General features: G+C 72.6%; 18 protein-coding genes. 3 read left to right on the top strand and 15 right to left on the bottom strand.

The window, feature by feature from the left end:
* Nucleotides 1-98 precede the first annotated feature (98 nt).
* The gene (locus H7827_RS27165; protein ID WP_432747683.1) at nt 99-629 is read left to right on the top strand and encodes a hypothetical protein; all 531 of its coding nucleotides are present in this window, start codon (nt 99-101) and stop codon (nt 627-629) included.
* Between the two features lie 78 nt (nt 630-707).
* The gene (locus tag H7827_RS27160) at nt 708-1,346 is read left to right on the top strand and encodes a class I SAM-dependent methyltransferase (protein ID WP_432747682.1); all 639 of its coding nucleotides are present in this window, start codon (nt 708-710) and stop codon (nt 1,344-1,346) included.
* A 379-nt stretch (nt 1,347-1,725) separates the two neighbouring features.
* On the opposite strand, the gene H7827_RS27155 is transcribed toward H7827_RS27160, so the two are convergent.
* From H7827_RS27155 to pyrR, 14 genes are all read right to left on the bottom strand, one after another.
* Nucleotides 1,726-3,855, bottom strand: coding sequence for a primosomal protein N' (locus H7827_RS27155; RefSeq protein ID WP_432747681.1), 2,130 nt, complete (start codon nt 3,853-3,855; stop codon nt 1,726-1,728).
* Nucleotides 3,856-3,900: 45 nt separating this feature from the next.
* Nucleotides 3,901-5,109, bottom strand: a complete 1,209-nt coding sequence (gene metK, locus H7827_RS27150; protein WP_030727036.1) for a methionine adenosyltransferase — start codon at nt 5,107-5,109, stop codon at nt 3,901-3,903.
* 212 nt (nt 5,110-5,321) lie between these two features.
* Nucleotides 5,322-6,536, bottom strand: coding sequence for a bifunctional phosphopantothenoylcysteine decarboxylase/phosphopantothenate--cysteine ligase CoaBC (gene coaBC, locus H7827_RS27145; RefSeq protein ID WP_432747680.1), 1,215 nt, complete (start codon nt 6,534-6,536; stop codon nt 5,322-5,324).
* Nucleotides 6,537-6,624: 88 nt separating this feature from the next.
* The gene (gene rpoZ, locus H7827_RS27140) at nt 6,625-6,918 is read right to left on the bottom strand and encodes a DNA-directed RNA polymerase subunit omega (protein ID WP_030727041.1); all 294 of its coding nucleotides are present in this window, start codon (nt 6,916-6,918) and stop codon (nt 6,625-6,627) included.
* A 53-nt stretch (nt 6,919-6,971) separates the two neighbouring features.
* Nucleotides 6,972-7,523 (bottom strand): guanylate kinase, encoded by a 552-nt coding sequence (gmk, locus tag H7827_RS27135; protein WP_386538417.1) that lies wholly within the window; start codon nt 7,521-7,523, stop codon nt 6,972-6,974.
* 38 nt (nt 7,524-7,561) lie between these two features.
* Entirely contained in the window at nt 7,562-7,885 is a 324-nt protein-coding gene (locus tag H7827_RS27130; RefSeq protein WP_030727047.1) for an integration host factor, read from the bottom strand.
* A 212-nt stretch (nt 7,886-8,097) separates the two neighbouring features.
* On the bottom strand, nt 8,098-8,943 hold the full coding sequence (pyrF, locus tag H7827_RS27125) for an orotidine-5'-phosphate decarboxylase (protein WP_432747679.1): 846 nt from the start codon (nt 8,941-8,943) through the stop codon (nt 8,098-8,100).
* On the bottom strand, nt 8,940-10,124 hold the full coding sequence (locus tag H7827_RS27120; RefSeq protein WP_432747678.1) for a quinone-dependent dihydroorotate dehydrogenase: 1,185 nt from the start codon (nt 10,122-10,124) through the stop codon (nt 8,940-8,942). Before H7827_RS27120 ends, pyrF begins: the two co-directional genes overlap by 4 nt.
* A 1-nt stretch (nt 10,125) precedes the next feature.
* Nucleotides 10,126-13,458 carry a carbamoyl-phosphate synthase large subunit gene (carB, locus tag H7827_RS27115; protein ID WP_432747677.1) on the bottom strand — a complete coding sequence of 1,111 codons (3,333 nt, stop codon included), beginning with the start codon at nt 13,456-13,458 and terminating at the stop codon, nt 10,126-10,128.
* Nucleotides 13,451-14,587, bottom strand: coding sequence for a glutamine-hydrolyzing carbamoyl-phosphate synthase small subunit (carA, locus tag H7827_RS27110; RefSeq protein ID WP_432747676.1), 1,137 nt, complete (start codon nt 14,585-14,587; stop codon nt 13,451-13,453). The genes carB and carA overlap by 8 nt, the downstream gene beginning before the upstream one ends.
* Nucleotides 14,584-15,189 carry a hypothetical protein gene (locus tag H7827_RS27105; RefSeq protein WP_432747675.1) on the bottom strand — a complete coding sequence of 202 codons (606 nt, stop codon included), beginning with the start codon at nt 15,187-15,189 and terminating at the stop codon, nt 14,584-14,586. The genes carA and H7827_RS27105 overlap by 4 nt, the downstream gene beginning before the upstream one ends.
* Nucleotides 15,186-16,490 carry a dihydroorotase gene (locus H7827_RS27100; RefSeq protein ID WP_432747674.1) on the bottom strand — a complete coding sequence of 435 codons (1,305 nt, stop codon included), beginning with the start codon at nt 16,488-16,490 and terminating at the stop codon, nt 15,186-15,188. Before H7827_RS27100 ends, H7827_RS27105 begins: the two co-directional genes overlap by 4 nt.
* Complete coding sequence (locus tag H7827_RS27095) at nt 16,483-17,454, bottom strand: aspartate carbamoyltransferase catalytic subunit (protein WP_432747673.1); 972 nt, start codon at nt 17,452-17,454, stop codon at nt 16,483-16,485. The genes H7827_RS27100 and H7827_RS27095 overlap by 8 nt, the downstream gene beginning before the upstream one ends.
* 93 nt (nt 17,455-17,547) lie before the next feature.
* A complete protein-coding gene (pyrR, locus tag H7827_RS27090; protein WP_030727069.1) occupies nt 17,548-18,123 on the bottom strand; it encodes a bifunctional pyr operon transcriptional regulator/uracil phosphoribosyltransferase PyrR in 576 nt (191 codons plus the stop codon).
* Between the two features lie 193 nt (nt 18,124-18,316).
* Here pyrR and bldD point away from each other — a divergent pair, with 193 nt between their 5' ends.
* Nucleotides 18,317-18,817 (top strand): transcriptional regulator BldD, encoded by a 501-nt coding sequence (gene bldD / locus H7827_RS27085; RefSeq protein WP_019434753.1) that lies wholly within the window; start codon nt 18,317-18,319, stop codon nt 18,815-18,817.
* Nucleotides 18,818-18,931: 114 nt separating this feature from the next.
* On the opposite strand, the gene nusB is transcribed toward bldD, so the two are convergent.
* Nucleotides 18,932-19,357 (bottom strand): transcription antitermination factor NusB, encoded by a 426-nt coding sequence (nusB, locus tag H7827_RS27080; protein WP_030727072.1) that lies wholly within the window; start codon nt 19,355-19,357, stop codon nt 18,932-18,934.
* Nucleotide 19,358 lies beyond the last annotated feature (1 nt).

Here is a 19,358-nt window from a genome sequence, read left to right as displayed (position 1 = left end):
GATCCGGTCCAGCAGCGTGACCCAGGCCACGTGTAAGGCGTTGGTCAAGGCAGATTGACCATTCCGACAATCCCTGACGCCGGTTCGAGAGGGTCCTCATGGCCGACCACGCCACCCCTGACGCCCAGGCACGAGCGAGCCTGCATCTGCTGGTGCGGGACATCGAGCGGGTCCGCCGCCAGGTGGACGCGCTGCGCACGCTCACCGCACAGCTGGGCAATGTGTACCGCCCGCGACGCACCGGCTCCGCGGCCGGGTTCGTCGTGTACGGGCGCGCCCCGGCGCCGACCGTCCGGCTGGCCCAGGAGCTGCGGGACAGCGTGGAGACACTGGTGACGGCGGCCGTGGACTTCGACCGTTCGCTCGGCTTCTCCTGGGACGCGGTGGGCTCGGCGCTCGGCGTCACCAAGCAGGCGGTGCACCGCCGTTACGGCACCCGGCGCACGGCGGAGCGCACCAGTGCCGTACGGGAGTCCCTCGGCCGCGAGTCCCTCGGCCGCGAGTCGCTGGGCCGCGACGCCCTGGGCCGGGAACCGGTCGGCAGGGAATCCCTGGGGCGCGAGCCGCTGGGCACGGCGCCGCAGCAGCAACCGGTGGCCGCGCCCTTCCCCGGGCCGCGCACCGGCTGAGTTGCCGATCCGGCAACAGTCTTTGCCATGGACCGTGCGGGGGCGGACCATCTCCGGTAACCGACACGGAGGTCATCCATGACGAAGGACGAGCGTTCGGCACAGGAGCACTGGGACGACCGGTACCGGGAGAACGAACGGATCTGGAGCGGCGAGCCCAACGTCGCACTGGTCCGCGAGGTCTCAGGACTGACCCCGGGCACCGCCTTGGATCTGGGCTGCGGCGAGGGCGGCGACGCGGTGTGGCTGGCGGACCGCGGCTGGCGGGTGACCGCCACCGACATCTCGGGCGTCGCCCTGGAGCGCGCGGCGGCGCACGCGGCCGGGCGCGGGGTGGCCGACCGGATCGACTGGCAGCGGCACGACCTCGGGGAGTCCTTCCCCGAGGGCACCTTCGACCTGGTCTCCGCGCACTTTCTGCACTCCACCGTCGATCTCCCCCGGGAGCGGATCCTGCGCCGGGCGGCGACGGCGGTGGCCCCCGGTGGCACGCTGCTCATCGTGGGCCACGCCGGCTGGCCCCGGGGCCACGAACCGGAGGATCACCCCGAGGTGCACTTCCCCACCCCGGCGGAGGTCATCGCCTCACTCGAACTCGCGGAGGGTGCCTGGGAGGTCCGCACCGCGGAGGAGTACGAGCGCACCCGCGTCCTCCCCAACGGCGAGGAGCTCCACCACAGGGACAACACCCTGAGGCTGGAGCGGCTGTCGCGGTGATCCCCGCGCGGCGCCGCCGGCCGCGTCCGCCGGTGTGAGCAGGCGCGGCTGAGCCGCCATCACGGGGTGGGCCGGACGGGCGTGACACCCGCCCCGTGGCAGTGTCCGTCCCGATGCCCGGGTCCCCCGCGATCACGGGTGGTCCGGCCGCCGCCGAGGAGTCGTTCCGCCACTCGGCGCGGTCCGCAGCTGTTCAGGACCGTGCCGCGCGTCGTCCCCGAGTGCCGGGGCCACCACCGGTGCGATCACCGTGTCGCCGCGTACGCCGGGCAGGCGACGCGCGGTCACCCGTACGGCGCCCGCCCGTCGGCGCACTCCCGTCGACGCACGCACCCGGAGCGGGAACGCCCCAGGGTACGAGGCCACCCGCCGGGCCGGCTCAGCCGATGTCCGGCGGGTCGATCCGGATCCGGACCGGCGGGCCCTCCCGGCGGGTCGCCCGGGCGGCCTGCGCCGCCTTCAGCGCGGCGGCCAGTGCGCCACCGCTGCCCGGCGGCACCCGCACCAGGGCCCGCACCCACACCTCCCCCGGCGGCGGATCGCCCGGCCTGCGGGGCTGGCCCGGCGCGCGTACGGGCAGCGGCACCGGGCCCAGGATCTCCGCGTCCGGCGGCAGTCCGGCCGTCTCCAGCAGCCCGTCCACCGCCTCCGGCAACCCGCTCACCGCCGCCATCCGGGACACCGGCGGCTGGCCGAGCGCCGCCCGGTCGGCCAGCTCCCGCTCCGCGTGCCCCGCCGGGTCCCAGCGCACCAGTGCCTGCACCGGCCGCAGCGTGGCCTCGGCCAGCACCACCACGGTGCCGCCCTCCCCCCGTGCCCGCACCAGCGCCGCCGCCGACAGCCAGCGGCGCAGGGCCTCCTCGCCGGCCCGCAGATCGGGGCGGCCGAGCAGCGCCCAGCCGTCCAGCAGCAGCGCCGCCGCGTACCCGGGCCCCTCGGCCACCGGCTCGGCGCCCGGTGTGGCGACCACCAGCGCGGGCCGGTCGGGCACCGTGTCCAGGATGTGATCGCGCCCGGAGGTGCGCACCGGTACCGCCGGGAACGCCCGGCCCAGTTCCTCCGCCGTGCGCCGCGCGCCCACCACCACGGCGCGCAGCCGTCCGCCTCCGCACTCGGGGCAGTGCCAGGCCGGCTCCTCGCGCCCGCACCAGCCGCAGCACAGCTCGCCGCCGTCCGGCACGGTCAGCGGCCCGTGGCAGTGCCGGCAGCGGGCCGGTTCCCGGCAGCGCTCGCAGGCCAGCCGGGGAACGTACCCGCGGCGGGGCACCTGGACGAGCACTGGGCCGCGGCCCAGTGCCTCGCGCAGGGTCTGCCAGGCGAGCGTCGGAAGCCGCGCGGTGCGGGCCGCCGCGTCCCGTGCCTCGTCCGCCTCGCCGATCGTGCGCACCTGCGGTGCGGCCTCGCGCACCGTCTCCCGGTCCGCCGCCAGCGGCGCGGCGAAGCCCGTCGCCACCAGCTGGGCCGCCTCCACGGTGTGGGCGTGGCCGCCCAGCAGCAGGCCGGCCCGCTCGTGGGCGGCGCGCAGCAGCAGGACATCGCGGGCGTGCGGCTGGGGCGCGTGGTCGTCCGCGTGCGCGTGGTCGCCGTCGTCCCAGATCGCGGCGAGACCCAGATCACGCACCGGCGCGAACATCGCCGCCCGGGTGCCGACGACCCCGCGCACCGCGCCGCGGCTGACCGCGAGCCACTTGCGGTACCGCTCCTCGGGCCCGGCGTCCGCGGTGAGCAGGACATGGTGGCCCGGCCCCAGCAGTGCGGTGAGCTCGGCGTCCACCCGGGCGGCGGCCCGCCCGTCCGGGAGGACGGCCAGCGCGCCGCGCCCGGCGGCGAGCGTGGTGGCCAGGGCGCGCGCCAGTTCGCCGGGCCAGGTGGGACCCGGCAGCGCCGTCCACACCGCGCGCGGCGCCTCGCCGCGCGCCAGCGCCGCCAGGAAGCCGGCGCCGCGCGGATAGCGGGCCCAGCCCCCCGGCTCGGGCGCGGCGGGCGGAGGCGGTGCGGGGGGTGAGGGCTGCTTCTCGGGGCGGGCCCGGCGAGGGGGCACCGCGAGCTGCACGACGTCGGCGAGCGCCCCGGCGTACCGGTCGGCGACCGCCCGGCACAGCGCCAGCAGGGCGGGGGTGAGGACGGGTTCGGTGGAGAGCACCTGGGCGATCGGCGCCAGGGTGCCGGGGAAGTCGCTCTCGGCGCACCGCTCGACGATGAAGCCGTTGATCAGACCGCCGCCCTCGCGGCGCCCGCCCCGCTCCCCCGCGCCGAACCGCACCCGGACGCGGACCCCCGGCTGGGCGTCCGCGTCCATGGCGGCGGGTACCGCGTAGTCGAAGTAGCGGTCGAGGTGCACCAGACCCTTGTCGACCAGCACCCGGGCGACCGGCAGCTCCTCGGCGAGCGCGGCGCCGCGCCAGGTGCGGGGCCGGGCCGGAGGTTCCTTCCGGCCCGCCCGCACGCTCGCGCGGATCAGCGCCAGCTGCTCCGCGCCCGCCGCCCGGTGTTCTTGCTCGCCGCTCACCCGAGCAGTACAGCAGATGGCTCGGACATCGCCGGGCCGGGAACCTCAGAGACCGACGGTGGCGCGCAGCGCGTCGACGCGGTCGGTGCGCTCCCAGGTGAAGTCGGGGAGCTCACGGCCGAAGTGCCCGTACGCGGCGGTCTGCGCGTAGATGGGACGCAGCAGGTGGAGGTCGCGGATGATGGCGGCCGGCCGCAGGTCGAAGACCTCGGAGATGGCCTTCTCGATCCGCTCGGGCTCGATCGTGGCGGTGCCGAAGGTCTCCACGAACAGACCCACCGGCTCGGCCTTGCCGATCGCGTACGCGACCTGCACCTCGCAGCGCGAGGCGAGCCCTGCGGCCACCACGTTCTTGGCCACCCAGCGCATGGCGTAGGCCGCCGACCGGTCGACCTTGGACGGGTCCTTGCCGGAGAAGGCGCCGCCACCGTGCCGGGCCATCCCGCCGTAGGTGTCGATGATGATCTTGCGTCCGGTCAGCCCGGCGTCACCCATCGGGCCGCCGATCTCGAAGCGCCCGGTGGGGTTCACCAGGAGCCGGTAGCCCTCGCTGTCCAGCTTGATGCCGTCGGCGACCAGCGCCTTCAGCTCGGGCTCGACCACGAACTCCTGGATGTCGGGGGCGAGCAGCGACTCCAGGTCGATGTCCGAGGCGTGCTGGCTGGAGACCACCACGGTGTCCAGGCGCACGGCCTTGTCACCGTCGTACTCGATGGTCACCTGGGTCTTGCCGTCCGGGCGCAGGTAGGGGATGGTCCCGTTGCGCCGCACCTCGGAGAGCCGGGAGGACAGCCGGTGCGCCAGCCGGATCGGCAGCGGCATCAGCTCGGGCGTCTCGTCGCACGCGTAGCCGAACATCAGGCCCTGGTCGCCCGCGCCCTGCCGGTCCAGTTCGTCCAGTTCGCCCTCGACCCGCGACTCGTAGGCGGTGTCCACCCCTTGGGCGATGTCCGGGGACTGCGACCCGATCGACACCGACACCCCGCAGGACGCGCCGTCGAACCCCTTCTTGGAGGAGTCGTACCCGATTTCGAGGATCTTGTTGCGCACCAGGGACGCGATGTCCGCGTAAGCCTTGGTGGTGACCTCACCGGCCACGTGCACCAGGCCCGTGGTGATCATCGTCTCGACGGCCACGCGGGAGGTCGGGTCCTCCTGGAGCAGGGCGTCGAGGATGGCATCGCTGATCTGATCGGCGATCTTGTCGGGGTGACCCTCGGTCACAGATTCCGAGGTGAACAGGCGGCGGGACACATCGCTCCCTGGGGTTGCAGCGGCTGCTGACTGAACTGGTCCGACACGCTCCGGGGCCTCCCGGCGGGCGTCGGTGTGAGTCTATCGGCTCAAGGGTCGCCGGACAGCGGTCCAACCACGGCTGCCGCGGCCCTGTCTTACAGTAACGGTCCTGCCCCCGGCTGGGGAGAGGTGGATCGCAGTGCGAGACGGCGCAAGGGGGTCGTACGGAATCAGGCCGTGCTCAGACGCCCGGCCACGACGTCCCAGATACGGTCCGCCAGAGCCTCTTTGGGGCCGTGCGGCACCGGGGTCTCCGGGCCGCCGGACTCCAGGATCACCGCCTCGTTCTCCTCGGTGCCGAAGGCGCGCCCGCCGCCCACCTGGTTGACGACCAGCAGGTCGCAGCCCTTGCGGGCGAGCTTGGCCCGGCCGTTGGCCAGGACGTCGTCCGTCTCGGCGGCGAACCCCACCACGATCTGGGCGGGTGCGGGGCGGTGGGCGGACAGCTCCGCCAGGATGTCGGGGTTGCGCACCAGGGCGATCGGCTCCGGCTCCACCCCGTCCCGCTTCTTGATCTTGCTGTCCACCTCGTGCGAAGGCCGGAAGTCGGCGACCGCCGCCGCCATCACCACCGCGTCGGCGTCCGCGGCGGCCTTCAGGACGGCCTCGCGCAGTTCGCGCGCCGTGCCCACCGGGATGACCTCGGCCCCGGCCGGGTCCGGCAGCGCCGCGTTCGCCGCCACCAGCGTCACCCGGGCGCCCCGGGCCACGGCGGTGCGGGCCAGCGCGTAGCCCTGCTTGCCCGAGGAGCGGTTCCCCAGGTAGCGCACCGGGTCCAGCGGTTCGCGGGTGCCGCCGGCCGAGATCACCACATGCCGTCCGGCCAGATCGGGGGCGGCCCCCGTGGTGCCGCGCGCCAGCACCCGGCGGCAGACCTCGAAGATCTCCGCGGGGTCCGGCAGCCGGCCCTTGCCGGTGTCGGCGCCGGTCAGCCGCCCGCTGGCGGGCTCGATGACCACGGCGCCGCGGCGGCGCAAAGTGGCGACGTTCTCCTGGGTGGCGGGGTGCTCCCACATCTCGGTGTGCATCGCGGGCGCGAAGATCACCGGGGCCCGTACGGTCAGCAGCGTGTTGGTGAGCAGATCGTCCGCCCGCCCGTGCGCCGCCTTGGCCAGCAGATCGGCGGTGGCCGGGGCGATCACCAGCAGATCGGCCTGCTGACCGATCCGTACGTGCGGCACCTCGTGGACGCTCTCGAAGACCTCGGTGTCCACCGGATGCCCGGACAGCGCCGCCCAGGTGGCCGCGCCGACGAAGCGCAGCGCGTTGGAGGTGGGCAGCACCCGCACATCGTGACCGGATTCGGTCAGCCGGCGCAGCAGCTCGCACGCCTTGTAGGCGGCGATCCCGCCGCTGACTCCCAGAACGATCTTCGGCTTGTCCATCGCTGCCCTTCTCCCGGCGCGAGCACGGGCCCGGCAGCGTGCTGCCGGGCCCGTGGGCGGATCGATGCTGTGGTGCGCGTACGGCGACTCAGCGGCTCTGGCGCGGGCTCGGGTCCGCCGGGCCATCGATGGCCTCGGAGGTCAGCAGGCCGGCGTTGATCTCGCGGAGCGCGATCGACAGCGGCTTCTCGTGCACATGGGTGTCCACGAGCGGGCCGACGTACTCCAGCAGGCCCTCGCCGAGCTGGGAGTAGTACGCGTTGATCTGACGCGCGCGCTTGGCGGCGTAGATCACCAGGCTGTACTTCGAGTCGGTGGCCTCGAGCAGCTCATCGATCGGCGGGTTGATGATGCCCTCGGGCGTGGTGATGGAAGAGGACACGCTCTACCTTCCGCAGGGGGTCGGGGGCGGGGGAAACAAAGACTGCCCCCTGGTTAACACAGCAAGGCTAGCAGCTCACCCGCGACGTCCTCGACCGACGTATTGACCAGGGTGACGTCGAACTCCGACTCGGCCGCCAGTTCCTTCCTGGCCTCGGTCAGCCGGCGCTCGATGACATCGGGCGGTTCGGTGCCCCGGCCGGTCAGCCGGCGCACCAGTTCCTCCCAGCTGGGCGGCGCGAGAAAGACCAGCCGTGCCTCGGGCATCGAGGAGCGCACCAGCCGGGCGCCCTGGAGGTCGATCTCCAGGAGGACGGGCTCCCCCGCCTCCAGCCGGTCCAGGACGGCACGGCGCGGAGTGCCGTACCGGTTGCCGGCGAACTCGGCCCACTCCAGGAGCTCTCCGTTGGCGACGAGTTTGTCGAACTCCTCGTCCTCCACGAAGAAGTAGTGCACACCGTGGCGCTCCCCGGGGCGGGGGCGACGGGTGGTGGCCGAGACGGACAGCCACACCTCCGGATGAGCTTGGCGCATATGGGCGACGACCGTGCTCTTGCCGACCCCTGAGGGGCCGGAGAGCACGGTCAGCCGCGGACGATCGTTCATGTGCCGATTATCCCGTCTCCATGCGGAGCGGGAAAATCTCAGGCTGCCTTGTCGCCGAACTCACGCTCCAGCGAGGCGATCTGGTTGGAGCCGAGACCGCGGACCCGGCGGCTCTCGGAGATGCCAAGACGCTCCATGATCTGCCGGGCGCGGACCTTGCCGACGCCGGGCAGCGACTCCAGCAGCGCGCTGACCTTCATCTTTCCGATGACATCATTCTTCTGTCCCTGCTGGATGACCTCGTGCAGGGAGGCGCCGGAGTGCTTGAGCCGATTCTTGACCTCGGCGCGCTCCCGGCGAGCCGCGGCGGCCTTCTTAAGCGCGGCTGCGCGCTGTTCAGGGGTTAGGGGCGGAAGAGCCACGCCTACGTCACCTCGGGTGTCGAATCTGTTGGATACGGACAGCACGCGGCCATCTGGCCCCGCACCGGCGGGCAGTCGGCTGGGTGCCTGGCTGCTCCGCTCTCGTCGGAGACTAGCGGCCGATGCGGCTCGAGTCAGCGAGAATCGTCAAAAAGTCCAGGTCAGCGTTCAATCAGTACGAACTTTTCGGACATTTCTCTACGGCAGAGGGCTCAACGGTGGTCAGAGACCACTGCGGACAGCGCCCGGACCTCCTCCGCCGCCGCCGTGCGCAGCCCCTCGACCGAGGGCCCGCGACGCAGCACGGACCGGCTGACACTGGGCACCACATGACCACTCTGGGCGCCGAACAGCCTGGGCAGATCGGCCGCGGTGGCGCCCTGCGCGCCGATTCCGGGAGCCAGCAGCGGGCCGTTGACCGCCAGGTCGACCCCCGCCGTGCCCAGGGTGGCGCCGATCACCGCGCCGACCGAGCCCAGCGGGGTGGCGCCCGCGTTCTCGCGCGCGATGGCGTCCAGCATCAGCTGGGCCAGCGGACGGCCGTCGGCGGCGGTGGCCCGCTGCACCTGGGCACCCTCCGGGTTGGAGGTGAGGCCCAGGACGAAGATCCCTCCCCCGTTGGCCCGCGCCAGGTCCAGCGCGGGCCGCAGCGACTCGAAGCCGAGGTACGGGGAGACGGTGATCGCGTCCGAGAACAGCGGGGCGCCGGGCTCCAGGTAGGCGGAGGCGTAGGCGGCCATGGTGGAGCCGATGTCCCCGCGCTTGACGTCGGTGAGCACCAGCGCCCCGGCGTCACGGCTGTCGGCGATGGCCCGTTCCAGGACGGCCACGCCCCGCGAGCCGAAGCGCTCGAAGAACGCGGACTGCGGTTTGAGGACGGCGACGCGGTCGGCGAGCGCCTCCACCACGGTGCGGGTGAAGCGCTCGAGGCCCGCGATGTCGTCGCCGAGCCCCCAGTCGGCGAGCAGTTGTGCGTGCGGGTCGATCCCCACGCACAACGGCCCGCGCTCGTCCATGGCCCGGCGCAGCCGGGCGCCGAACGGCTCCGGTGCGCTCATGCCCGGCCCTCCTCGGCCTCGGTGCCCACGGGGCCGCTGTCGCCCCGGGTGCTCGCGGTGGCCCCGGTCGCCTCGGTGACCTCGGTGCCGACCGCCTCGGCCAGCGTGGCGTACGGGCTGGCCGCCAGCTGCCCGGCCAGTCCGCGGTGGATGTGCCGGGCCCAGGCCGGGCCCTGGTAGATGAAGCCGCTGTAGCCCTGGATCAGGGTGGCGCCGGCCCGGATCCGGGCCCAGGCGTCCTCGGCGGTGGTGATGCCGCCGACCCCGATCAGGGTGAGCCGGCCACCGGTGCGCGCGTACAGCCGCCGCAGTACCTCCAGCGAGCGCTCGGTGAGCGGGGCGCCGGACAGTCCGCCCGCGCCGATGGCGGCCACCTCATCGGCGGGGGTGGCGAGCCCCTCCCGGCCGATGGTGGTGTTGGTGGCGATGATGCCGTCCAGGCCCAGTTCCAGGGCGAGATCGGCGACGGCGTCGATGTCCTCGTCGGCGAGATCGGGGGCGATCTTCACCAGCAGCGGCACCCGGCGCGCGGTGACCGCGCGGTCGGCCGCCTCGCGCACCGCGCTCAGCAGCGGGCGCAGCTGGTCCACGGCCTGCAGGGCGCGCAGTCCCGGGGTGTTGGGCGAGGAGACGTTGACCACCAGGTAGTCGGCGTGCTCGGCCAGCCGTTCGGTGGAGGTGACGTAGTCGGCGACGGCCTCCGCCTCGGGGACGGCCTTGGTCTTGCCGATGTTGACGCCCACCACGGTGCCGCCGGGGCGGGGTGTGCGGCGGGCCAGCCGGGCGGCGACGGCGGCCGAGCCGTCGTTGTTGAAGCCCATCCGGTTGATCACGGCGCGGTCGGCCACCAGCCGGAAGAGCCGGCGGCGCGGATTGCCGGGCTGCGGCTGTCCGGTGACGGTGCCGATCTCGATGTGGTCGAAGCCGAGCATGGCCAGGCCGTCGATGCCCACGGCGTTCTTGTCGAAGCCGGCGGCGAGCCCGAAGGGCCCCGGCATGGTGCGGCCCAGCGCCCGCACCCGCAGCTGCGGGAAGCGGGGCGCGAACCCGGCCCGTACCGCGTCGCGCAGCACGGGGACGGAGGCGGCCGCCCGGATCGCCCCGAACGCGAGGTGGTGGGCGCGTTCGGGGTCGATCCGGGTGAGGACCGTACGGAACAGCAGGGAGTAGGCGCGTCCCATGTCAGGCGCCCGCCCCCTCGCCGGCGGCTTCCCTGGCACTGATCAGGTGCCGGGCGTGGTCCTGGAGCGAGCGGACGCCGACATCGCCGTGGCGCAGGGCGTCGATGCCCTGGACGGCGGCGGCCAGCGCCTGCACGGTGGTGAGGCAGGGCACGGCGCGCGCCACGGCCGCCGTACGGATGTCGTAGCCGTCCAGCCGGCCGCCGGTGCCGTAGGGGGTGTTGACGATCAGGTCGACGTGTCCGTCGTGGATGAGCTGGACGATGGTCCGCTCACCGTTCGGGCCCTCGCCCTCGCTCTGCTTGCGCACCACGGTGGCCTCGATGCCGTTGCGGCGCAGCACCTCCGCGGTGCCCGAGGTGGCGAGCAGTTCGAAGCCGTGCTCGACCAGGGCGCGGGCCGGGAAGATCATGGCCCGCTTGTCGCGGTTGGCGATGGAGATGAACGCCCGGCCCTTGGTGGGCAGCGCTCCGTAGGCGCCGGCCTGGGACTTGGCGTAGGCGGTGCCGAACACCGAGTCGATGCCCATGACCTCGCCGGTGGAGCGCATCTCGGGCCCGAGCACGGTGTCCACGCCGCGGCCGTGCACGTCGCGGAAGCGCGACCAGGGCATCACGGCTTCCTTGACCGAGATGGGCGCGTCCATCGGCAGGGTGCCGCCGTCGCCGTGGGCGGGCAGCAGGCCCTCGGCGCGCAGTTCGGCGACGGTGGCGCCGAGCGAGATGCGGGCGGCGGCCTTGGCCAGCGGGACGGCGGTGGCCTTGGAGGTGAAGGGAACGGTGCGGGAGGCGCGGGGGTTGGCCTCCAGCACGTAGAGGATGTCGCCGGAGAGCGCGAACTGGATGTTGATCAGACCGCGGACCCCGACCCCGGCGGCGATGGCCTCGGTGGAGGCGCGCAGCCGCTTGATGTCGTGGCCGCCCAGGGTGATGGGCGGCAGGGCGCAGGCGGAGTCGCCGGAGTGGATACCGGCCTCCTCGATGTGCTCCATGACGCCGCCCAGGTAGAGCTCCTGGCCGTCGTAGAGGGCGTCGACGTCGATCTCGATGGCGTCGTCGAGGAAGCGGTCGATGAGCACCGGGTGTTCGGAGATCAGCCCGGCGTGCCGCTGCAGGTAGTCGGCGAGCGAGGGCTCGTCGTAGACGATCTGCATGCCGCGTCCGCCGAGCACGTAGCTGGGGCGGACCATCACGGGGTAGCCGATGCCGGCGGCGATGGTGCGGGCCTCTTCGAAGGAGTGGGCGGTGCCGTACTTGGGCGCGGGCAGTCCGGCGGCCTCCAGGACGCGGCCGAAGTGGCCGCGTTCCTCGGCGAGGTTGATGGCCTCGGGCGAGGTGCCGACGATCGGGACGCCGTTGTCCTTCAGGGCCTGGGCCAGGCCGAGCGGGGTCTGGCCGCCGAGCTGGACGATGACTCCGGCCAGCGGGCCCGCCTGCTGTTCGGCGTGCACGATCTCCAGGACGTCCTCCAGGGTGAGCGGCTCGAAGTAGAGCCGGTCGGAGGTGTCGTAGTCGGTGGAGACGGTCTCGGGGTTGCAGTTGACCATGACGGTCTCGTAGCCGGCCTCGCTGAGCGCGAAGGAGGCGTGCACACAGGAGTAGTCGAACTCGATGCCCTGGCCGATGCGGTTGGGCCCGGAGCCCAGGATGATCACGGCGGGCTTGGTGCGCGGGCCGACCTCGCTCTCCTCGTCGTAGGAGGAGTAGAGGTACGGGGTGCGGGCGGCGAACTCGGCGGCGCAGGTGTCCACGGTCTTGTAGACGGGGCGTACCCCCAGGGCGTGCCGCACCTCGCGCACCACGTCCTCGCGCAGGCCGCGGATGCCGGCGATCTGGGCGTCGGAGAAGCCGTGCCGCTTGGCGTGGGCCAGCAGGTCGGCGTCCAGGAGTTCGGCGGCGGCGATCTCCGCGGCGATCTCCGCGACCAGGAACAGCTGGTCGACGAACCAGGGGTCGATCCTGGTGGCGTCGAAGACCTCTTCGGGGGTGGCGCCGGCCCGGATGGCGGCCATCACGGTGTTCAGCCGGCCGTCGGTGGGCACCTGGGCGCGCACCAGCAGCTCCGCCTTGTCGCCCGGCTCACCGCTGAAGTCGAACTGCGAGTCCTTCTTCTCCAGGGAGCGCAGCGCCTTGTTGAGCGCCTCGGTGAAGTTGCGGCCGATGGCCATGGCCTCGCCCACCGACTTCATGGTGGTGGTGAGGGAGGAGTCGGCGGCCGGGAACTTCTCGAAGGCGAACCGCGGGACCTTGACCACCACGTAGTCGAGGGTGGGTTCGAAGGAGGCCGGGGTCTGCTCGGTGATGTCGTTGGGGATCTCGTCCAGCGTGTAGCCGATGGCGAGCCGGGCGGCGATCTTGGCGATCGGGAAGCCGGTGGCCTTGGAGGCGAGGGCGGAGGAGCGCGAGACCCGGGGGTTCATCTCGATGACGACGACACGGCCGTCCTCGGGGTTGACGGCGAACTGGATGTTGCAGCCGCCGGTGTCGACGCCGACCTCGCGGATGACGGCGATACCGATGTCCCGCAGGACCTGGTACTCGCGGTCGGTGAGGGTCATGGCGGGGGCGACGGTGATGGAGTCGCCGGTGTGCACGCCCATCGGGTCGAGGTTCTCGATGGAGCACACCACGACCACGTTGTCGGCGCGGTCGCGCATCAGCTCCAGCTCGTACTCCTTCCACCCCAGGATGGACTCCTCCAGGAGCACCTCGGTGGTGGGCGACAGGGCCAGGCCCTGGCCGGCGATGCGGCGCAGTTCCTCCTCGTCGTGCGCGAAGCCGGAGCCGGCGCCGCCCATGGTGAAGGAGGGGCGGACCACAACGGGGTAGCCGCCGAGGGCGGGGACGCCGGCGAGCACCTCGGCCATCGAGTGGCAGATGACGGAACGGGCGGATTCGCCGTGGCCGATCTTCTCCCGTACCGCCTCGACCACGCCCTTGAACAGCTCGCGGTCCTCGCCCTTGTTGATGGCGTCGACGTTGGCGCCGATCAGCTCCACGCCGTACCGGTCCAGGGTGCCGGCGTCGTGCAGGGAGATGGCGGTGTTGAGGGCGGTCTGGCCGCCGAGGGTGGGGAGCAGCGCGTCGGGCCGCTCCTTGTCGATGATCTTCTCGACGTACTCCGGGGTGATCGGCTCGACGTAGGTGGCGTCGGCGATCTCCGGGTCGGTCATGATCGTGGCCGGGTTGGAGTTGACGAGGATGACGCGCAGTCCCTCGGACTTCAGCACGCGGCATGCCTGGGTGCCCGAGTAGTCGAACTCGGCGGCCTGTCCGATGACGATCGGACCGGATCCGATGACCAGGACGGACTGGATGTCGGTGCGCTTAGGCACGCTGGTCCTCCATCAGGGAGACGAAGCGGTCGAACAGGTAGGCGGCGTCGTGCGGGCCGGCTGCCGCTTCGGGGTGGTACTGGACGCTGAAGGCCGGCCGGTCGAGCAGTCGCAGCCCCTCGACGACGTTGTCGTTGAGGCATACGTGGGAGACCTCGGCGCGGCCGAAGGGGGTGTCGGAGACGGTGTCGAGCGGGGCGTCGACGGCGAACCCGTGGTTGTGGGCGGTGACCTCGACCTTGCCGGTGGCACGGTCCTTGACCGGCTGGTTGATGCCCCGGTGGCCGTACTTGAGCTTGTAGGTGCCGAAGCCCAGGGCGCGGCCCAGGATCTGGTTGCCGAAGCAGATGCCGAACAGCGGGGTGCCGCGTTCCAGGACGCCGCGCATGAGGGCCACGGCGTGGTCGGCGGTGGCCGGGTCGCCGGGTCCGTTGGAGAAGAAGACGCCGTCCGGTGCGGTGGCGTAGATCTCCTCGACGGTGGCGGTGGCGGGCAGCACGTGCACCTCGATGCCGCGCTCGGCCATCCGGTGGGGGGTCATGCCCTTGATGCCGAGGTCCACGGCGGCCACGGTGAAGCGGCGCGCGCCCTGGGCCGGCACGGTGTACGGCTCGGTGGTGGCGACCTCGGCGGCCAGGTCGGCGCCGCTCATCTGGGGGGCGGCCTGGACCCGGGCGAGGAGTTCGTCCTCGGCGGCGAGCGCGTCGCCGGAGAAGATGCCGACCCGCATGGCGCCGCGTTCCCGCAGGTGGCGGGTGAGGGCGCGGGTGTCGATGCCGCTGATGCCGACCACGCCCTGGGCGGTGAGTTCGTCGTCCAGAGTGCGGGCGGAGCGCCAGTTGGAGGGGACCCGGGCGGGGTCGCGGACCACATAGCCGGCGACCCAGATCCGGCCCGATTCGGGGTCCTCGTCATTGACGCCGGTGTTGCCGATGTGCGGGGCGGTCATGACGACCACCTGGCGGTGGTACGAGGGGTCGGTGAGGGTCTCCTGGTAGCCGGTCATGCCGGTGGAGAAGACGGCCTCGCCGAGGGTCTGGCCGACCGCCCCGTAGCTGCGGCCGCGGAAGGTGCGGCCGTCCTCCAGGACGAGTACGGCGGGGTGGGTGCGGGTGGTGGCGGTGGTCATGCGGCACCTTCTTCGGGGGTGTGCGGGGCGGCGGCCGTGGTGGCGGCGGGGCCCAGGGCCTGGATCCAGGCGGCGTGCTCCTCGGCGCGGTCGGACCGGAAGCCGGAGTCCAGCAGGCGGTCGCCGTGCTCCCAGGTGATCACCAGCAGTCCGCCCTCGGTGAGGACCTTGCCGGCGATGCCCTTGTCGAGCCGGGCCTCGCGGACGCGCCCGGTCGGGATCAGGAAATCGGGGGCTCCGGGGCGCACCACGGCGATGCCCTCGTCGGTGAGGGTCAGCTCGGCGCGGCTGCGGGCGCCCAGGCCGTGCGCGACGATGCGGTCCAGCCACTGTCCTGCGGTGGTGGAGCCGTGGTAGCGGCCGGCCATCCGCAGCCGGGGCTCGCCGGGGGCGGTGGGCAGTGCGGGCAGCGCGGGCAGGTCGCCCTGGAGGCTGCCGCGCCACTTCCAGCCCTCGCGCATCAGCCAATAGACGAGGGCGACGAGCAGCAGCAGGCCCACGACCCAGCCGATGCGCGCGGCCCAGTCGGTGACCTCGGCCGACTTGCGTTCGACACCGTCGTCGGCGAGTGCGATCAGGTGCGCCGTGAAGTTGTGACTCATGTGAGATTCCCGTCCGTGACCGTTGCCCGGCCCCGCAGGAAGGTGTGCGTCACCCGGCCCGGCAGCTCACGCCCCCGGTAGGGGGTGTTCCGGCTGCGGGAGACGAATCCCGCGGGGTCCACCACCGAACGGTATGCCGGGTCGAGCAGGGTCAGGTTGGCGGGCTCCCCCACGGCGAGCGGGCGGCCGTGTCCGGCGAGGCGGCCGATGGCGGCGGGCGCGTACGACATCCGGTCGGCGACCTTGGCCCAGTCCATGAGTCCGGTGTCGACCATGGTCTGCTGGACCACGGAGAGCGCCGTCTCCAGGCCGATCATCCCCATGGCGGCGGCCCCCCACTCGCAGTCCTTGTCCTCGTGGGGGTGCGGGGCGTGATCGGTGGCCACAATGTCGATGGTGCCGTCCGCGAGTGCCTCGCGCAGCGCCAGCACGTCGGTCTCGGTGCGCAGCGGCGGGTTGACCTTGTAGACCGGGTCGTAGGAGCGCACCAGCTCGTCGGTGAGCAGCAGGTGGTGCGGGGTGACCTCGGCGGTGACGCGCCAGCCCTTGGACTTGGCCCAGCGCACCAGCTCCACGGAGCCGGCGGTGGACAGGTGGCAGATGTGCAGCCGGGAGCCGACGTGCGCGGCGAGCAGGATGTCGCGGGCGATGATCGATTCCTCGGCGACGGCCGGCCAGCCGGTCAGGCCCAGCTCGGCGGAGACGACGCCCTCGTTCATCTGGGCGCCCTCGGTGAGCCGGGGCTCCTGGGCGTGCTGGGCGATCACGCCGTCGAACGCCTTCACGTACTCCAGGGCACGGCGCATGATCACGGCGTCGTCCACGCACTTGCCGTCGTCGGAGAAGACGGTGACGCCGGCCGCGCTGTCGTGCATGGCGCCCAGCTCGGCGAGCTGCTTGCCGCCCAGGCCGACGGTGACGGCCCCGATGGGCTGGACGTCGCAGTAGCCGGACTCGCGGCCCAGGCGCCACACCTGCTCCACGACGCCGGCGGTGTCGGCGACGGGGAAGGTGTTGGCCATGGCGTGCACGGCGGTGTAGCCGCCGGCGGCGGCGGCCCGGGTGCCGGTGAGGACGGTCTCGGAGTCCTCACGGCCGGGCTCGCGCAGGTGGGTGTGGAGGTCGACGAGGCCGGGCAGCGCGATGCTGCCGTCCGCGTCGATCACGCTGGCGCCCGCGGCGGGGACGCCGGTGCCGATCTCGGCGATGACGCCGTTGTCGATCAGCAGGTCCTGCGGCCGTCCGCCGAGGATCCTGGCGCCCTTGATCAGGGTGCGCCGGTGGGTTGTCGTCTCACTCATGGGTTTCCTTGGTGGCGGCGGGCTCGGCACCGCCGAGCAGCAGGTACAGGACGGCCATGCGGATGCTGACGCCGTTGGTGACCTGCTCGACGGCGGTGCAGCGGGGGGAGTCGGCGACCTCGGCGGTGATCTCCATGCCCCGGTTCATCGGTCCGGGGTGCATGACGATGGCGTGGCCCGGCATCCGGGACATGCGGTCGCCGTTCAGGCCGTAGCGGCGGGCGTACTCGCGCTCGGTCGGGAAGTAGGCGGCGTTCATCCGTTCGCGCTGGACGCGCAGCATCATGACGGCGTCGGACTTGGGCAGGACCGCGTCCAGGTCGTAGGAGACGGCGCAGGGCCAGTGTTCGACGCCGATGGGCACCAGGGTGGGCGGGGCGACGACGGTCACCTCGGCGCCGAGGGTGTGCAGCAGCTGGACGTTGGAGCGGGCCACCCGGGAGTGCAGGATGTCGCCGACGACGGTGACCCGGCGGCCGGCCAGGTCGCTGCCCAGGCCCTGCCCGTCGGCGGCCAGCCGGCGCCGGATGGTGAAGGCGTCCAGCAGCGCCTGGGTGGGGTGTTCGTGGGTGCCGTCGCCCGCGTTGACCACCGAGCCGCCGATCCAGCCCGAGGTGGCGAGCCGGTGCGGGGCGCCGGAGTCGTGGTGCCGGATGACGACGGCGTCGGCGCCCATCGCCTGGAGGGTGAGGGCGGTGTCCTTGAGGGATTCGCCCTTGGAGACCGAGGAGCCCTTCGCCGAGAAGTTGATCACATCGGCGGAGAGCCGCTTGGCGGCCGCTTCGAAGGAGATCCGGGTCCGGGTGGAGTCCTCGAAGAAGAGGTTGACGACCGTACGGCCGCGCAGGGTGGGCAGTTTCTTGATCGGCCGGTCGGCGATCCTGGCCATTTCCTCGGCGGTGTCGAGGACGAGGACGGCGTCGTCACGGCTGAGGTCGGTGGCCGAGATGAGATGGCGCTTCATCATTGCCTTCCCAGAGGTGAAGGGGAGCTGAGGGCGTGCGGGCAGGCGCGGGCACGGCCGGGCCGGGTGGGGGGCCGGGCCGTACGGGGCGCGCTACCGCTCGGCGGCGGAGGCGTCCTCGCGTACGCCCAGGAGCACGCCGTCGCGGCCGTCCTCCTCGGTGAGCTGGACCTTGACCGTCTCCCGCAGGGAGGTGGGGATGTTCTTGCCGACGTAGTCGGCGCGGATCGGCAGCTCGCGGTGCCCCCGGTCGACCAGGACCGCCAGTTGGACGGCGCGCGGGCGGCCGATGTCGCCCAGGGCGTCGAGGGCGGCCCGGATGGTGCGGCCGGAGAAGAGCACGTCGTCGACCAGGACGACCAGCGCGCCGTCGATGCCGGCGCCGGGGATCTCGGTGCGCGCCAGGGCGCGGGCCGGGCGCAGCCGCAGGTCGTCGCGGTACATGGTGATGTCCAGGGAGCCCACGGGCACCGGGTGTCCGGTGATCTCGGCGAGCCGGGCGGTCAGCCGGTGGGCCAGATAGACCCCTCGGGTGGGGATGCCCAGCAGCACCACGTCGTCGGCGCCCTTGGCGCGTTCGACGATCTCGTGGGCGATGCGGGTCAGTGCCCGCGCGATGTCCGGCGCTTCCAGGACGGAGCGGGCCGGCGGTGGTTCTTGGGTGTCCATACGAAAGGACCTCCTTCCCCGCCTCACGGGACGGGCCTTAAAGGACGTCTGGTGTTCGAATGAACCATAGCAGGGCACTCGATACGCTCCGCATCGCCCCAGGTCAGAGAGGAGGAAGCCGGTCCGGCTTGACGAGAGATATCACGCTGCGTAACCTCACACTGAGTAACAAAACCGCCGTCCGGGGAGACACATGTCCAGCGAATACGCCAAACAGCTCGGAGCCAAGCTCCGCGCCATCCGTACCCAGCAGGGTCTGTCGCTCCATGGGGTCGAGGAGAAGTCCCAGGGCCGCTGGAAGGCGGTCGTGGTCGGCTCGTACGAGCGCGGTGACCGCGCGGTGACCGTGCAGCGCCTCGCGGAGCTGGCGGACTTCTACGGCGTGCCGGTCCAGGAGCTGCTGCCCGGCACCACGCCCGGCGGGGCCGCCGAGCCGCCGCCGAAGCTGGTCCTCGACCTGGAGCGGCTCGCCACGCTGCCCAGCGAGAAGGCCGGTCCGCTGCAGCGCTACACCGCCACCATCCAGAGCCAGCGCGGTGACTACAACGGCAAGGTGCTCTCGATCCGCCAGGACGACCTGCGCACCCTCGCGGTGATCTACGACCAGTCCCCCTCGGTGCTGACCGAACAGCTGATCAGCTGGGGTGTGCTGGGCGCCGACGCCCGCCGTGCGGTGCAGGCCGAGGAGAGCTGACCCGGGGCGTACGCAACGCGCGTCGCATCGGCAGTGCACCGCCCGGAGCGGTGTACGGCACAGGGGCGGGCGGCCGGCCACACATGGCCCGCCGCCCGCCCCTGCCGTGGCGCCTCAGCGCCGCAAAGAGGGCTTCAGCTCCTTGAGCCGTCCCAGCAGGCCGTTCACGAAGGCCGGCGAATCATCGGTGGAGAACTCCCGGGCCAGCTGCACGGCCTCGTCGAGCACCACAGGATCGGGCACATCGTCCCGCCAGATGAGCTCGAAGGCGCTCAGCCGCAGAATGTTGCGGTCCACGGCCGGCATCCGGTCCAGCGGCCAGCCGATCGTGTACTGCGCCAGCAGTTCGTCGATCCGCTCCGCCCGCTCCGAAAACCCCTCCACCAGCTCCCTGGTGTACGGATTGACCTGCGGATTCGCCTGATCGCTCAGGGCCTTGCGCGTCCACTCGGCCAGGACATCGGTGGGGTCGGCAGCGCGCTGATCCGCCTCGAAGAGGATCTGGAGCGCCCGCTGCCGTGCCTTGCTGCGCGCGGACACG

This window comes from Streptomyces sp. JH002 (genome assembly GCF_050916115.1).
Lineage (GTDB): Bacteria > Actinomycetota > Actinomycetes > Streptomycetales > Streptomycetaceae > Streptomyces > Streptomyces xiamenensis.
Note: the sequence above shows the minus strand (reverse complement) of the source record. Positions and strands in the feature narration are given on the sequence as shown.